The following is a 15918-nucleotide window of genomic DNA, read 5'->3' as shown; positions in this document are numbered from 1 at the left end:
CAGTTTCAAGAAGCACAGAGATGACAATAACAAAAAGCTAGATTGACAATTTTTATACTTTATGAACTAGATGTTTTCCTTAAAATAACTATATAAAGCTATTGAATATCAGGTAAACTTATTAATTGACTTGAAATGTCCATCAAAACTTAAAATAACTGTTGAGTTAAAGAATTAAAATCTAGATTTTGGTACTAATTGCGTTCAGGTGTTATGGCAGTTTATATTAAATTATGAGATGGCATTTATTTAGACAAAAGCGAGCAAAGGTAAATCAAGTATTTACTATAGCTATTTTTACTACATTGACAGCAATTAGCAATATTTCTTGTAGCAAGAATGACAATGTTTTGGTGACAGAAATAGGAGTTAGTACACCTAGCCGTCGTTCAGCTACAGCATCCAGAGGTGGGGAATTCTATCTTCAGGGAAAGAATCAGCATTTAAACGGCGATTTACAAGCTGCGATCGCTTCTTATGGTAGGGCAATTAGTCAAAACTCTCAATATGGCGCTGCTTACAACGCGCGGGGATTAGCCTATTTTGATTTGGGAGACAAGGAAAAAGCGATCACAGATTACAATCAAGCACTCCGCATCAACCCTAACGACGCCGAAGCGCATAATAACTTAGGAAATGCCCGCGCCTCACTGGGAAACAACAGAGAAGCAGTTAAAGATTACAGTGAAGCGATTCGCCTAAATCCCAACTATGCCGAAGCTTACAATAACCGAGGAAATGCCCGCGCCACCAATGGGGATAAAAAAGGGGCATTAGATGATTTTGACCAAGCGATTCTGCTCAACCCGAAATATGCGATCGCCTACAATAATCGAGGAAATGCCCGTGCTAACAATGGAGAACTAGAGGGGGCGATCGCAGATTACAATCAAGCCATTCGCCTCAACCCTAACTTTGCCCCCGCCTATAATAACCGGGGAAATGCCCGCGCCACCAATGGAGACAAACAAGGGGCACTCAAGGACTTACAACAAGCAGCAAGCATTTTTCAAAGTCAGGGTAACAACGACTTATACCAACAAGTGATGAAAAACATCAAAGAACTTGGACAGTAGGCAAGCACAGGGCAGTAGGGGATGAGGGAGATAAGGGAGTGAAGGAGAAATGCCCCATTCCCTATACCTACTTAATACCTTATTCTTCAATCAATGATTCTTCAATTAATGGGCTGCGGAGGTCTTCTACCATCGCTTGAATGTCTGCTGGCGGTGGTGGCGTTAGGCGAGAAACTACTAGGGTGACAACGAAGTTAATTAGCATCCCCAAAGTACCAATTCCTTCGGGAGAAACCCCAAAAAACCAGGGTTCCATACCCCCAAATTTAACGCCGACAATGTAAATTATCGTAAAAATTAAACCTGTCAACATGCCGGCGATCGCACCTTCAGAATTAGTGCGCTTGTCGAAAATCCCTAAGAAAATCACCGGAAAGAAACTAGCAGCAGCTAAACCAAAGGCAAAAGCCACCACCTGACTCACAAATCCTGGTGGATTCACCCCAAAATATCCGGCGAGGACAATGGAAAAGCCTACCATGATCCGCCCGACAAACACCCGTTTTTGTTCTGAGGCTGATGAATCTACGATCCGGTAGTAGATATCGTGGGCGATGGAACTGGAAATTACCAGCAATAAACCTGATGCTGTAGACAAAGCAGCTGCCAAACCGCCAGCCGCTACCAAGCCAATCACCCACGGATGCAGTTTAGCTACCTCTGGGGTAGAAAGCACGATGATATCTGGGTCGATCTTTATTTCATTAGTGTCTTTATTTGGAGTTAACTGGAAACGCCCATCCTTATTTATGTCATCAAAACCCAAAAGTTTAGTTTTTTCCCACTTCGTCGCCCAGTCTAGCTGCTGCACTTCTGCAACTGTCTTATTGTGCAGGGAATCGATCAGGTTGTAGCGGGCAAACATCGACAGGGCTGGAGCGGTTGTATAAAGAATGGCAATAAATAGCAATGCCCAACCAGCAGAAAAACGGGCTGCACGCACACTCTTTACTGTGTAAAAACGGACGATGATATGGGGTAAGCCAGCCGTGCCTACCATCAAAGCAATGGTGGTGAACAGCACATCTAGCATCGACTTGTTCACAAATGGCTCAGTATATTGCTTAAAACCCAGGTCAACCTGAATTTGATTGAGTTTTTCTCCAATATCACTGAAGCTAAATGCTAGTTGGGGAATAGGATTACCAGTGAGAAACCAAGCGATCGCAATCGCTGGAATCAGGTACGCAAAAATCAACACACAATATTGTGCTACTTGTGTCCAGGTAATACCTTTCATCCCCCCCAACACAGAGAAAAAGCCGACAATCACCATACCGATGATTACACCTGTATTGATATCTACTTGTAAGAAGCGGCTAAAAACAATGCCCACGCCCCGCATTTGTCCAGCAACGTAGGTTAGGGAGATGAAAATAGCTGCAACTACCGCCACCAAACGGGCGATATTAGAGTAGTAGCGATCGCCTACGAAATCTGGCACTGTATACTTACCAAATTTCCGTAAGTAGGGAGCTAGTAATAATGCTAGCAGTACATAGCCGCCAGTCCACCCCATTAAATAAATAGAACCATCGTAGCCCAAAAAAGAAATCAGCCCCGCCATTGAAATAAACGAAGCTGCTGACATCCAATCGGCGGCGGTAGCCGCCCCATTAGCAATTGAAGGTATCCCTTGACCTGCTATAAAGAAATCTTTACTATTTTCGACTCGTGATTGCCAACCAATATAAATGTAGGCGACGAAGGAAAGTCCAACTAATACAATAGTCCAAATTTCAACTGACACGGTTTTTCCTCACTTCTTGAGATTGTATTTGTTGTCTTGCTTGCTGGGATTGTATTTGCGGTCTAGCTTGTCCATTTGGAAGGCATAAATGAAAATCAAGGCTACAAATACCAGGATTGATCCTTGTTGCGCCATCCAAAAGCCAAAGGGTACGCCAAAAAACCGTATCGCATTTAAAGGTTGAACCAACAAAATACTGAAAACTAGGGAAACCAATGCCCAGGCAATTAAAAGATTACGAATTAAAGTAGTATTAGCACGCCAATAAGAACGGCGCTGATCTTCATCCATTGTTGTTCATCATGATTGCGTTGGTGCATCAAAATAATACCAACAAGCCATTAATATCCTTCTAATAACTGTATTAATTTTTAAATTATTTAGTAAATAATATTTACTTTGAAAGTATCAAATACAACAAAATAATGACTAGCTGATAATTAACCTATGGTCAGTTATGAACAAATATTGCTCGCTCAAGCTGAAACATCCAATAAATCATTAGTAATACGATAATTTATATACATAATTTTTAATATATATTACGTAACTTTACTAGGAATTTTTACCATTAAATTCTTTAAATTGAGCTTTTGCAGATATATAAGTAATTAACGAGCCAAAAAGTGAGTAAAGTTAATTTAAAAAATATACGAACAATTACTATAGACTTTTACGGTGTAATTTTAATAACATTGACATAACTAGCTTGTTATTACATACATGGGGCATTACTAAAATATAGTAAATTATTATACAAATACTGTGTTACTCAGCTTTCCAATGCATTGCAGCAGGTATAGATGAGAACTCATATCATTATGGTGAGAAAAAGCTGATTTCAAGCAATTGATTCGCTTTATTCTCAATAACCAACATCTGCATAGATTTTTAACTAGTTTTGGAAGCCACGCAAAAATAACTTACTTAATTTATTTGTGAGCAACCTTGATTCTCAAGGTTTGCAGTTTTTAAATTGGGTAACTTTTTCCTGCGTGTCTTCAGAAAGCGCGGATTTCAGCTTTAACCACACCACAAGCCAGAATATATGTTTATCGAAACACTAATCACAAACCCGATTCATTTTTTCAGAATCGTTGTAATTGTCATATTTTCCATCACTTTGCATGAACTTGCTCACGGCTGGGCTGCGATGAGTCAGGGAGATAACACTCCAGAACAAACTGGTCATCTGACGCTTAATCCTGTAGTTCACATGGGCAGAGAATCGCTCATCTTTCTCTGTCTCATGGGTATAGCTTGGGGACAAATGCCCGTCAACCCATCTAAGTTTCGCTCAGGTAAGCTAGGCAATATTTTGGTATCCGCTGCTGGGCCATTATCAAATCTGGCTTTAGGTATTTTATTTATTATGATGCTTAAAATTCTCGCTAATTTGAGTCTTTCAGGACTATTCAGTGCCGAATTTCTTTACTTAGCAGCTCGGATAAATTTGACCTTATTTCTGTTTAATCTACTACCAATTCCACCACTCGACGGCTTTCATGTCTTCAGTGAGATTTTTCCTCAGCTAAAGCCACTGGAATATACCCAATTCGGACTTTTTGCCATGATGGTTCTATTTATAGTTCCGGGTTTTGGGATAGGACTTAGTGGCATTGCTCATTTAGTTATTCAGTCAGCACTTGGGGGAAAATAAGCAGCTTCTTAAGCAAAAATAGATTATTTACAGCAGTTTTCCTTTGTATAAAGTACGAAGCTACGGGTTTAGAGGCAGGAGGCAGGATAGCGCAATCGAAAAGTTACACACTTGTTAACATAGTTTTTATAAAAGCAAAAAAATGGAATTTGATAAAATAAAACAACTAATTGAAAAACAGGAAATTCAAGCCATAAGTTTAGATACATCAATTTTTAAGGCTGAAGGCTTAAAGCTAGAATCAGGGTTACTTAAGCAACTAGGGCAATTTAGTGATACATCTATAAAAATTCTTATTTCTGAAGTTGTTAAAAATGAAGTTCTCAATCATTTAGAAGAAATACCGAAATCTCTGTATACAGATATTGATAGAATTTTAAAAGATGCCCAAACATATTGTCAATTTGAAGGTGACATTGATTTGATAAAAGCATCACTTTTCCAAGGGCGGAAACCAGAAGAAATTGCGTATGATCGTTTAGAGAATTTTATTGAAACAACATCTGTAGAAATAATTCAAGTTCAAGGTAACGTAGAAGTCTCTGAACTGTTAAACAAATATTTTAAAAATAAATCACCATTTGCAGGTACAGGGAAAAAGAAAAATGAGTTTCCTGATGCTATGGCTTTAATGTCTCTTGAGTCATGGGCTAAAAAAAATATGAAAAAAGTTTTAGTGATTTCAATAGATAATGATTGGAAGCAATATTGTACTCATTCACAAAATCTTGTGTTTCTTGAGAGCTTGTCAAAATGTTTTGAGTTATTTCAAGAAGTAAAACCTTATAATATATGTAGACAATTATCGGAAAAATATTATCAAGGAGAGCTTGATTTTATAAAAGAGGCCATCACTCATACACTAGAAAACCAAATTTTTGATTTCGATATTCATATAGAAGCTAATTCTTTTTATCAATATGAAGATGAAATAACGAATGTAAGTCATGAGGGAAATAAATTTAAGATTATCAAGAAACCTAACATTATTTTTAGACCTATAAAATTTGATAATGACACTTTAGTTGTTCAGGCAGAGCTTAACGTTGATATTAGTATTGAATGCAACTTTTACTTTACAGTTTGGGATTCTATAGATGGCGAAGATGTTGGGATAGGAGCCAACACTATCGAAAAGCAAAAAGATTTAGACGTAACCGTCTTAATAATACTAATAGACGAATCTGGAAAATTTGACGAAGATATAGAAGTAGATGAAGTTGAAATAATAACCACAAAAATAAGGATTGATTTTGATTATATTGAACCAGATTGGAGAGATCAAAATGATGATGACTAAATGAAATCAGATTGCAAGTGGGGTGATGTGATTAAGGTTATTAGCGGGGCTAACTGCTGAACGAGTCTGCGAGCGCCGGCAGGAGATAGAAACTTTTTATATCTATCTGATTTTAAGTCTTGCATTTTGTACCTCGTTGACTTGCAATCTGCTGTAGTAATCTAATTTGATTTGTGAGAATTTAAGCCGACAGATACCCGAATTTTTTGAGAATTCGGGTATCTTGCTGTTCACTAATTATTTAGGATAGGCACCTTTTTACTATAGAATTCAGTTTTGGCATAGATGCTGATAATACTATCACCAACTGCAAAAAAACTGCCTTCTTGCTCATTTTTAGAAAATTGCAAATTTGGGTATTTAGCAGCAGCTTCTTCAGCAGTCATGGGTTTGGCTTTTATTTCTTCTGGCAATACTCCAGTACAACCAATGTAAAATACCAAAGGATAAATCTTCTTTTGGTAGATATTTTCTACATATTGTTCTAGCTTGTTATTTGCCATCGTTAAAGCTTCAACCATTTCGTCTTTGCCAATCTGCTTACCTGCTTGTTTCTCTTGCAATAACTGCGCCAAACTATCAGCACCAACTTTCTTAAGAATATCTACAACTATGCCATTTGGCTCAAGTCCAAGAAAATCATCAAAAATTGGTTTCATCAACTCGTCAACTTTCGTAATCTTGGTACGTGATGATAGTAGCCTGTGCCTAAAAGTGAGATTTTCATTTAATGCCATCTCAAAACTCGGCTTGATGATAATTTCTCCAGTGAATTTATCATAAAGACGATACATTCTATTCAGAAATTTGTTTGCAGAGGGAAACTTACTCAGGTTCAGAATATCTTGACTACCAATGTCGATTTTATAGCTCAATCTTGAGTCAAGAGTACCATTAACTAGAGCTTCATGGATGTCTGTGTATTCATTAGTTGTAGGGAAGTTAATGTAAACATTTTTAGACAGATAGTGCTTTTTAAATTCATCTAATTGTCCTGCTACAAATAAAACTGACTCCTTTCTTAAGTGAGCAGAAATAATACTAGTAAGTACTTTAATTTCTGCGAGTTGATTGAATAGTCCATCAATGCTGCTGTAACGACTATTTGCAGCTACAAGCGGCAAGTTATCTAATTGAATAGTATGTTCAGCACGGAAGTCAAATTCTTTTGCATTCAACACACCTTTTTTTTTGAGCAAGTCAAAGGCTTTTTTACTGCTGATTTTGATTTGTAAGGACTTGACGTTTATTTTGCCGTCACTGACAATCGTGTAATTCTTAAAGCTATTGAGGTCATTTACTAGCAAACCTGCTACCTCAATAGCGGGGGTTTGGTCTTCAACTTTGGCAAGTTTAACTTGACGTTTGATAAGCATATTGATAGTAGCAGTATTGCGATTAAACTGAAAATTGCCTATACCAACATACTCAGCATTATCTATATTTTCTGTTCGCAACCAAGGCTGAAGCAGTTCCCCATTTTCGTTTCTCACGCCTTTAATACGCTTGATACCTGTTCTTTGATAATGTTCTTGCAGGTGCTTGATATTGACGATAATATTGTTGCGATATTGTGCAAAAATTTTGATTAGCTCTACTAGAGAAATTTTATTATTCGTCATATTGCTACCTTCCAGATAAAGGTCAAGAATCTTTTAAAGCCTGTTAAACTGTGCAAAATTGAAGAGCAAACACACAATAAATTGATTACCAAACTTTGTATACGGTTTAGTAAATTTGTGGACAATTGAGGGTTTAAGTTTAAACGCAGAGAGGCGCAAAGTATAGCGCAGAGTAGCGCAAACTTTGTTTGAGTTTATTCGCTACGGACTTGACAAACCTGTACTTCGCGTTGCATACTTACCGGACATTCATACTTTTATAGTACAATTGTATCATATAAATGCCAAGTTGTGTAGGCGTAGCTCCTCATCACTATGCAATGAGGTGTTATGGTATTGCTGACAACTTCTGCCAGCACATTATTTTTTCCCACATTTAGGCTCCGGGTTTGAAATAATCGAAGAGGCGATCGCCTGAATCTGCACGAATTAATGCTACAACTACATCTGGTAAGGCAGCTAAACTGGGGTAAACCAAATAACGTGGTTCCCAACTGGGGCGGAATTTATCTTTGTAGGCGTGCAATCCTTTGAAATTGTAGAAGCGATTCAAATGCTCATAAAGATAGTGCAATACTCTCTCTAAGCGGCGTGATTCTGGGTTGTCTCCAACTCCAGCAAGCGCAGAAAGACCAAAATTAAAGCTGTCGTAGCCATTCTCTTTAAAATGCTGGAGCAGGGAAATAAATAGAAAGTCCATTGTGCCATTTTCAAGAGATGAGCGATGTCGCATCATGTCAATAGTCGCTTCGTCAAGTTGGTACTCCCGAATAATGTTGGCAAAGGCGCTGATGTTACCTTCGGGATTATGCACCACAGCAATTTCGCACTCTCGCAGGTAAGCTTCGTCAAACCAACCCAAAGAAAATTGTTTTTCTGAACCTTGCACCATTTTCAACCATTCATCACTCACAGATTTGAGCCGGTGCAATAAATCATTGGCGATGGGTGGTTGGTAAAACTCGATTCGGTATCCTAGCTTAGTTAAACGACTGATTGATGGTCTAAAGTTTTTACCGGCTTTACCTTGTAAGGTAAAACTTTTTAAGTCAACGATCGCTTCCTCTCCAATCTTGAGTACCTTAAACCCCAATGACTTGTAAAGCTCAACATCATCGGGCATAGTTTGGTAAAAGCCAGGATACCAGTCATTACGCTGGCAAAACTGTTGGAAAGCAATAATTGTCTCTTTGCGGTCTTCAATGGGGCCGATGGGATCTCCTAAGGCGATCGCACCCCGTCCTTTGGGAACATAAGCAATTACACTATTACCCGAAGGACTGAAATAATAACTTTTATCATTTAAGAGAGTGAGCGCTGCTAAAGAAGAACATCCATATTGCTCGACAATTTCTTTAACTCTTCTTCGCTCATTTGTAGTTGCTAGATTTCGCCAAAACACAGGTTGCAAGAGCATTACCATTGCATAAGTAATAGTACCTGCGGTAATAACATAGATAGAATTAGCAAAAAATTCTCCAAATCGACTCTTTGGTTGCAGTCCCCAATTATCCTCGGTGAAGAACATTGCCAAAGTCTGAACTATCGCTTCTCGCCAATTAAAATTCTCTGAAAATTTGCCGTCTAACAAGTAAAATCCAATAGTTCCGTATGCCAGAGTAAATAATAAAGCGCCTATCAGCACTCTGACTCCCCGTGCAATTGAAGGACGGTCTGATTGCGCCGTGAAATAATGGCGCATCAAGATTAATTGCAGCAGCAAAACTCCAGAGAGTAGACTCTCTTCATAGTCCAGTCCCTTCAGCAAATGGCTGAAAATGGAAATTATTAGTAAACCAATGGTAAGTAACCAGGCTATTCTTTTACGGCGTAATAAATTAGTAGCAAGTGTTAATAAAACAAACCCAGTCAGCGCTGCAAATATATGACCGCTGGCACGAATTTCAAATGGTAAAAATTCCTTTAACCAGTGAGTCCGCCCATACAGGTTAGGTGTCACTGCTGATAATAAATTTACTACTCCGACTAAACCTGTTAGTAAAGCTGCACTCCAAAGTCCAATCTGAGTTTTTAAATTATTTGTCATTTGTCATTTGTCATTTGTTTTGGCGTTAAAACTCTTAACTCTTAACTCCTAATTGTTTAAACTGTTCTCCGACATAGGAGAGAGAATTTTTAAGATGTTTGTGAAAGTAGTTCCAGCCTACATCTGCACCAGACAAACCATGACCTCCAGGAAATGCATAAAATACGTGAGCAATGCCTAATTTATTTAAGGTTTCGTTGAAGGCTTTGGTAGAAGCTAGCAAATTAGTATCGTTCACACCTGCATCTAGATAAACACGCAATCGCTTTCTGTCTTTGACTGGTAGCTGTTGCACAATTTGTTGAGGACTATTTTGTGAACCGCTGTCATCAGTAAAGTAACCGCTATGGCTAAACAAAATCTGAAAGTTGTTGAGATAGCGTAATCCAATATTAAATGCACCCCATCCTCCAGAAGATAAACCTCCTAGCGCCCAAAATTGGGGTTCTTCCAAAGTGCGGTAGCGCGACTTGACAACTTGTACTAATTCTGAACCAATCAAAGTCCCCATTTTGCCATTCGGGCCATCAAAGTAATCGGGGTCGTATAAAGGACTAGAACCGCGATTATCATTACCATCAGGTGTAATCACAATCGATGACGGTAATTTTCCACTTTGATAAAGTTTATGCAATACGTCTAAGAGTGCATATTTATCAGCATAAGCACAAGCATCATCATGACCACCGTGTAGTAAGAATATCACAGGGTAGCGCTTTTGGGGATTTTTGCTATAACTAGGGGGTAAAATCACGCCGTAGTTACGGACTGCACCCATCGCTTGGGAGTTGAAGGTTGCTAATTGAAACTTTAGCCCAGTATTTGCCTCTTTTTTGGGTGGGTCTAGTTGTGGCGCACCTAAGATGAATACATAATAATAACCTACGCCAGTGAAGAGTGCGATCGCTCCTACCAAGCTAATTAACAATTTATAAATTTTCATACTCTTTTAAAGGTAAAAAAATCACCTTCGTTACAACTTACTATAATTAATCTGCTGAAAAATTGCAGTAGAGTTTTTTACATTGATTTTCAAACATTAACGTTTTGGCAAAACAGGATTATTTCTGCTAGGTGTTTTTAATTTTTTTGAGTATTGCTATTTTGGTTAATATTTAAAATATCAGCCATGTTGGCTATTTCAGAAGTTCTAAATTGTTCGCCAACAAATGTTAATGAATCTGCTAAATGCTTCCGCCAGTATTGCCAAGTGTGACTGCCAGGAAACTGACGAAATAAATTATAAATTTTAAGTTGGTTTAGTACTTTACTAAATCGTTCTGCTTCGCCGAGTTCTTCAATATCTGATGTACCCGAATCTAGGTAAATTTTCAACCTTTTTTGAGCTTGTAGGGGAATGGTTTTGATATAAAATATTGGGCTATTTGCTGGGCCGCTTTTATCATTAAAATAACCACTATGACTAAATAAAATCGAAAAACGATCCAGGTTGTGTAATCCCACATTGATTGCTCCCCAACCACCAGAAGATAAACCACCTATTGCCCAAAAATTTGGATTATTTATTGTACGATAACGGCTTTGCACAACTTTTACTAACTCATCGCCTATAGCTGTAGAGACTTTACCGTTAGGGCCATCGATATATTCGGGATCTCGATAGGGACTAGAGCTGCGCTTGTCGTTGCCATTTGGTGTAATGATGATGCTGGGTGGCAACTTACCTGTAGTATAAAGTTGTTCTAGAGTCTTGAGAGCTTGTCCCTTATTCTGATTAAACCAATCAGTGGGGCTTCCATGTCCACCGTGGAGGAGAAAGATTACAGGATACCTTTGTTTTGGGTTTTGCTCATAGCCAGGAGGTAAAGAAACGCCATAAGTGCGACTTGCATTCATTACTTGACTATCATAAGTTTCAATTTTATAGGTTAGGAGAGTTTCTGAGTTGCTAGTATTGCGCTGGGTTGGTAGAACGGAAGGCTTTGTTTGTAAATCCTGCTGTTGCAGTGGTTTTGCTACGACACTTTGGGATAAATTACAGCCAACTAGCGTTAATACTGAAAATAGCAAGAGAATTTTAGATTGTTTGTAGTTCATCTTTGAAGGAAATTGAGCATGGGGTAATCGGTGCTTGCCTTCAAAATCTTATGCAAATGATATGTCGATGCTGTGTCAACAGGATGAAAACTTTGCGACTGGTTGTAAATTAAAAGTCAAGAGTTAGAATAAGTTTCTTCATGATGGTTAAAAAGCTGGGACTCAATTTCAGTTCTTTGTTTGGCTTGTTGCTGTTAGTGCTTTCCCTGTGGGCGATCGCTAGCGAATTACATCAGTATAATTATCGTGATATCCTCAACTCTCTAGCTGCTATTCCCAAAAGTCGCTTAAGTTGGGCAATTTGGCTGACAGCTTTGGGCTATGTAGTGATGATTGGGTACGATATCTTAGGTTTTAACTACATTAATAGTTCTCTAAGTTGGAATAAGATAGCTTTTACTAACTTTATTAGCTCTGCATTTAGTAATACTATCGGTTTTGCTTTGCTAACTGGTAGTGCTATCCGTTATCGATTTTATGCTAGTTGGGGAGTGCCAGCAGTTGCGATCGCTCAAGTAATTGCTTTCGCAAATTTTACTTTTTGGTTGGGGATGTTTGCTGTTGCAGGTTTCTTATTTATCATCAATCCCCTGAAGATTCCCACTCAATTGCATTTACCTTTTGCTACTGTGCGTCCCATCGGCGTAATTTTTCTGCTATTAGTTGCAGTTTACTTACTAGAAAGTATTTTTATCAAGCATCCATTAATAATTCGTGGACATGAATTCCGATTTCCTTCTTTTAAAATATCTCTGGCTCAAATAGCAATTTCTAGTTTTGACTGGATTCTTGCAGCAGCAGTTCTTTATGCTTTACTTCCTAGCAATATATCTTTGTCATATTTAGACTTTTTGGGAATTTATTTACTAGCGATGTTTGCAGGTGTAGTTAGTAATGTCCCCGGTGGTTTGGGTGTATTTGAAACTATAATTTTACTGATTCTTTCTTCAAAAGTTTCGGCGGCGGCAGTTTTGGGTTCAATGTTAGCTTATCGGGGAGTTTATTATTTCTTACCTTTGCTAGTAGCAGCAAGCTTGCTCGGACTTTATGAAATGAGATTTAGAAAGGGGAATTAAAAAATAGAACTCTTGCATGAATCACAGATAAGAACGACACCCCGCCAAAGCTATGTTTTGTGTCCTCTCCCCAAAGTATCGGTGACGGTGTACACACAAGTTATCGAATCACTACCAGTTCTCGAATTACCCCACCCTAACCCTCCCCTTATAAAGGGGAGGGAACTAAATTTCTTTTTTCCCCCCTTTATAAGGGGGGATTAAGGGGGGTAATTCGACTTGTGCGTACACTGTAGCCGATGCTTTGGGGAGGGGATTAAGGGGTGAAGTATTAGGGAATTTTGCAAGATATCTAATGAATAACGTGTGGAGTTCAGCTTTGGTATAAGCACTACTATACATTGATGCCAAATTCGTAAAATCAGTAACTACTGTTATTTTTAAATGCGGAATCCTGCGGTGCTATCTTCACATTCGGCGGTATAAATTCATAATTTTTGCTGAGGCGATCGCTAAATAAATCCCACAAAAATAGTAACAGTTAGTTGCAAATTTTGAAGTAGATTTCCAGAAATCACCATCAAAATTTGGTTTTACTGTTTGAGGATAGAAATAATCATGAAAAATAAAGTATTGTTTGGTGCCATCTTTATGGCAACTTGGGTAGGAACATTAATACCAAGCGCTTTTGCTGCTTCACCCTGTTCTGTAGGACAAAAAGCTGAAGTTCTTTGGAAGGAAACATGGTATTCGGCAACGGTACTTAAGGTTAATGATGAGAAGTGCTATATTACCTACGATGGTTATGATAGTTCCTGGGATGAATGGGTTGGCACTGCACGCTTTCGGGCATCATTTCAAACTGGCGATGCAGTGAGAATTTTGTGGAAAGGAAAATGGTATCCAGGGCAGGTTTTAGAAGTTAGCAACGATCTTTATAAAATTACTTATGATGGCTACGATAGCTCTTGGGATGAGTGGGTTGAACCTGCCAGAGTAAGCAGATAGAGAATATTTCACTTTTATAAGTTTAAAGGGGCGATTTCACCTGTTGAAGTCGTCCCTTTAAATTTAAAAGGGTGATTATAAACCGCAGCTACTCACCCCTAAAAGATTGGTTTGGCGTTGCTTTCCCGCCCTGAAATAAATTTCGGGCTAATAGCTCAAGTCCGTTTCAACGGACTGAAATCAGAGTAATCAGAAATTATGGGTTAGACCTTTTATTAATTCGCCAACAGTCTCATTTCATTCGCCCTAGCTCTGTTAAACTGAGAATCATAAGTGAAATCTCGTATACTTTGGCAAACTTATGGAGCCAGTATCACTGACAGCTGCTGCGATCGCAACTTTGGTAATCACCAAAGCCTTTGAAAAAACTGGGGAAATCATCGGTGAAAAGGCTTGGAACGAAGGCGAAAAGTTGTTAGTTCTGCTGAAGCGCAAGGAACCTAGCACGGCGAAGGTTATCGAACAGGCTAAAACGCAACCTTTAGATTACGGTCAAGCTTATCTTATTGGGCAGCAAGTAGAGGAAGCGGCGAAGAAAGATCCTGAAATTGCTCAAGCTGTCGCAGCATTGGCTAAAGAAGCTCAACCGCAATTGACTCAAACTATTGAAAATTATAAAGGGATAATCATTAAAGGCGGAACTAATACTGTTTCTGGCAATACCTTTAACTTCTGACTACAGCCGCCCGAACGGGAACGGGTAAAGTTAAATCCCCCTACTGGAATACCACAAAATTTACCCCTGAGTGGGGTGGCTGATTTTGTTGGGCGTGAAGAAGAATTGCAAAATCTCCATCAACTTTTGCAGGATAATAAACAAGTTGCGATCGCAGCTATTGCCGGGATGGGTGGAGTCGGTAAAACAGAACTTGCCCTACAATATGCAATCCAGCGCCGCGAAACATACAACGGTGGGCTTTGCTGGTTGCTAGCAAAGACTGGGGATGTGGGCATTCAAGTTGTACAGTTTGCCAGAACACAGCTTGATTTAAAGCCGCCAGAAGATTTTGATTTACTCGCCCAAGTGCAATACTGTTGGCGGCGTTGGCGTGAGGGTGATGTGCTGTTAGTGTTGGATGATGTCAGCGACTACGAGGAAGTTAAGCCTTACTTACAGTCGCTACCTTCTCGGTTTAAAGTGTTGATGACTACGCGCCAAAACTTGGGACGCATCGCACAGTTATCTTTAGATGTACTGCAACCAGAGGCGGCGCTGGAGTTGTTGAGGTCTTTACTCAAAGAAACACCAGAGCGAATTGAAAAAGAATTAGCTTTAGCAAATCAGTTGTGTGAGTGGCTGGGATATTTACCTTTGGGTGTGGAATTAGTCGGGCGCTATCTGGCGCGGAAACAGGATTTATCTTTAGCTGAGATGTTGCGGCGGTTGCAGAACAAGCGATTAGATGAGCGTTCTTTGTCTAAATCTAAGTTGGAAGCCGACATGACAGCACAACGAGGTGTGTTAGCAGCCTTTGAGTTGAGTTGGCAGGAATTAGAAGACGACGATAAGCAATTGGGATGTTTATTGAGTTTATTTGCCGCCGCATCCATACCCTGGAACTTGGTGGAACAGTGTTTACCAGAAGAAGATGAAGAAGATTTAGAAGAAATTAGAGATGATAAGTTGCTGAATCTGCATTTACTCCAGCGCAAAGGTGAGGGAATCTATCAACTACATCCACTGCTACGGGAGTTTTTTCAATATAAGCTTACAGGTTTAGATAAGGGGGAGGAATTAAAGCGAAGTTTTTGCAAGGTAATGGTAGCAGTTGCCCAAGATATTCCTAACTCGTCCACCCTTGAGCAAATCACCGCCGTTTCTCCCGCCATTCCTCATATAGCAGAAGTAGCGAATCATCTCATTCAATACGTCAGCGATGATGATTTATTTTGGCCTTTCATCGGCAACGCTACATTTTATAATGCTCAAGGTTTATATAACCAAGCTTTACCCTGGTATGAACAATGTCTAGAAATCACTAAAAAGCGCTTGGGTGAAGAACATCCAAATTTCGCCGCTAGCCTCAACAGCCTAGCGTTACTCTACTACTCCCAAGGCAGATACAGCGAAGCCGAACCCCTTTACATCCAAGCTTTGGCACTCAGGCGCAAACTGCTGGGTGAAGAACATCCATCTCTCGCCACTAGTCTCAACAACCTAGCGGCACTCTACCGTTCCCAAGGCAGATACAGCGAAGTTGAACCGCTTTTAATCCAAGCTTTGGCACTCACACGCAAACTGCTGGGTGAAGAACATCCAGATGTCGCACTTAGCCTCAACAACCTAGCGTTACTCTACTACTCCCAAGGCAGATACAGCGAAGTTGAACCCCTTTACATCCAAGCTTTGGCACTCACACGCAAACTGCTGGGTGAAGAAC

Annotated in this window: 13 protein-coding genes; 7 read left to right on the top strand and 6 right to left on the bottom strand. The window is 39.4% G+C overall.

Features of this window, described 5'->3' with window-relative positions:
- Positions 1-233 precede the first annotated feature (233 nt).
- Positions 234-1076 carry a tetratricopeptide repeat protein gene (locus RMY16_RS23620; protein WP_322738394.1) on the top strand — a complete coding sequence of 281 codons (843 nt, stop codon included), beginning with the start codon at positions 234-236 and terminating at the stop codon, positions 1074-1076.
- 79 nt (positions 1077-1155) lie between these two features.
- On the opposite strand, the gene RMY16_RS23615 is transcribed toward RMY16_RS23620, so the two are convergent.
- The gene (locus RMY16_RS23615; protein WP_322738393.1) at positions 1156-2826 is read right to left on the bottom strand and encodes a sodium:solute symporter family protein; all 1671 of its coding nucleotides are present in this window, start codon (positions 2824-2826) and stop codon (positions 1156-1158) included.
- Between the two features lie 9 nt (positions 2827-2835).
- Positions 2836-3117: a DUF4212 domain-containing protein gene (locus tag RMY16_RS23610; RefSeq protein ID WP_322738392.1), complete on the bottom strand. Its 282-nt coding sequence runs from the start codon at positions 3115-3117 to the stop codon at positions 2836-2838.
- Between the two features lie 757 nt (positions 3118-3874).
- Between RMY16_RS23610 and RMY16_RS23605 the strand changes: the two genes are divergently transcribed.
- Both RMY16_RS23605 and RMY16_RS23600 read left to right on the top strand, forming a co-directional pair.
- Complete coding sequence (locus RMY16_RS23605; RefSeq protein WP_322738391.1) at positions 3875-4486, top strand: site-2 protease family protein; 612 nt, start codon at positions 3875-3877, stop codon at positions 4484-4486.
- Between the two features lie 142 nt (positions 4487-4628).
- The gene (locus tag RMY16_RS23600; RefSeq protein WP_322738390.1) at positions 4629-5786 is read left to right on the top strand and encodes a PIN domain-containing protein; all 1158 of its coding nucleotides are present in this window, start codon (positions 4629-4631) and stop codon (positions 5784-5786) included.
- Between the two features lie 233 nt (positions 5787-6019).
- Here the strand turns inward: RMY16_RS23600 and RMY16_RS23595 are convergent, their stop codons facing one another.
- From RMY16_RS23595 to RMY16_RS23580, 4 genes are all read right to left on the bottom strand, one after another.
- Positions 6020-7408, bottom strand: coding sequence for a hypothetical protein (locus RMY16_RS23595; RefSeq protein WP_322738389.1), 1389 nt, complete (start codon positions 7406-7408; stop codon positions 6020-6022).
- A 376-nt stretch (positions 7409-7784) separates the two neighbouring features.
- Positions 7785-9455 carry a phosphatidylglycerol lysyltransferase domain-containing protein gene (locus RMY16_RS23590; protein ID WP_322738388.1) on the bottom strand — a complete coding sequence of 557 codons (1671 nt, stop codon included), beginning with the start codon at positions 9453-9455 and terminating at the stop codon, positions 7785-7787.
- 34 nt (positions 9456-9489) lie between these two features.
- Entirely contained in the window at positions 9490-10398 is a 909-nt protein-coding gene (locus tag RMY16_RS23585; RefSeq protein WP_322738387.1) for an alpha/beta hydrolase, read from the bottom strand.
- A gap of 137 nt (positions 10399-10535) precedes the next feature.
- Entirely contained in the window at positions 10536-11513 is a 978-nt protein-coding gene (locus tag RMY16_RS23580; protein WP_322738386.1) for an alpha/beta hydrolase, read from the bottom strand.
- Between the two features lie 143 nt (positions 11514-11656).
- Here RMY16_RS23580 and RMY16_RS23575 point away from each other — a divergent pair, with 143 nt between their 5' ends.
- From RMY16_RS23575 to RMY16_RS23560, 4 genes are all read left to right on the top strand, one after another.
- Positions 11657-12589, top strand: a complete 933-nt coding sequence (locus RMY16_RS23575; protein WP_322738412.1) for a lysylphosphatidylglycerol synthase domain-containing protein — start codon at positions 11657-11659, stop codon at positions 12587-12589.
- A gap of 558 nt (positions 12590-13147) precedes the next feature.
- Positions 13148-13537, top strand: a complete 390-nt coding sequence (locus tag RMY16_RS23570) for a Tudor-knot domain-containing protein (protein ID WP_322738385.1) — start codon at positions 13148-13150, stop codon at positions 13535-13537.
- 301 nt (positions 13538-13838) lie between these two features.
- Entirely contained in the window at positions 13839-14213 is a 375-nt protein-coding gene (locus RMY16_RS23565) for a hypothetical protein (RefSeq protein ID WP_322738384.1), read from the top strand.
- A 75-nt stretch (positions 14214-14288) separates the two neighbouring features.
- A partial coding sequence (locus RMY16_RS23560) for a tetratricopeptide repeat protein (protein ID WP_322738383.1) occupies positions 14289-15918 on the top strand: 1630 nt, incomplete at its 3' end.

Source organism: Nostoc sp. DedQUE12b, assembly GCF_034530835.1.
In the GTDB taxonomy this organism is placed as follows: Bacteria; Cyanobacteriota; Cyanobacteriia; order Cyanobacteriales; family Nostocaceae; genus Nostoc.
The sequence above is the reverse complement of the archived record's forward strand: the minus strand, read 5'-3'. Positions and strand labels throughout refer to the sequence as shown.

Bases quoted from the DNA above. Each gene is read 5' to 3' on its own strand.
- RMY16_RS23605 (WP_322738391.1), top strand. From the start codon at position 3,875: ATGTTTATCGAAACACTAATCACAAACCCGATTCATTTTTTCAGAATC.
- RMY16_RS23600 (WP_322738390.1), top strand. From the start codon at position 4,629: ATGGAATTTGATAAAATAAAACAACTAATTGAAAAACAGGAAATTCAA.
- RMY16_RS23570 (WP_322738385.1), top strand. From the start codon at position 13,148: ATGAAAAATAAAGTATTGTTTGGTGCCATCTTTATGGCAACTTGGGTA.
- RMY16_RS23580 (WP_322738386.1), bottom strand. From the start codon at position 11,513: ATGAACTACAAACAATCTAAAATTCTCTTGCTATTTTCAGTATTAACG.
- RMY16_RS23620 (WP_322738394.1), top strand. From the start codon at position 234: ATGAGATGGCATTTATTTAGACAAAAGCGAGCAAAGGTAAATCAAGTA.
- RMY16_RS23610 (WP_322738392.1), bottom strand. From the start codon at position 3,117: ATGGATGAAGATCAGCGCCGTTCTTATTGGCGTGCTAATACTACTTTA.
- RMY16_RS23595 (WP_322738389.1), bottom strand. From the start codon at position 7,408: ATGACGAATAATAAAATTTCTCTAGTAGAGCTAATCAAAATTTTTGCA.
- RMY16_RS23590 (WP_322738388.1), bottom strand. From the start codon at position 9,455: ATGACAAATAATTTAAAAACTCAGATTGGACTTTGGAGTGCAGCTTTA.
- RMY16_RS23575 (WP_322738412.1), top strand. From the start codon at position 11,657: ATGGTTAAAAAGCTGGGACTCAATTTCAGTTCTTTGTTTGGCTTGTTG.
- RMY16_RS23585 (WP_322738387.1), bottom strand. From the start codon at position 10,398: ATGAAAATTTATAAATTGTTAATTAGCTTGGTAGGAGCGATCGCACTC.
- RMY16_RS23565 (WP_322738384.1), top strand. From the start codon at position 13,839: ATGGAGCCAGTATCACTGACAGCTGCTGCGATCGCAACTTTGGTAATC.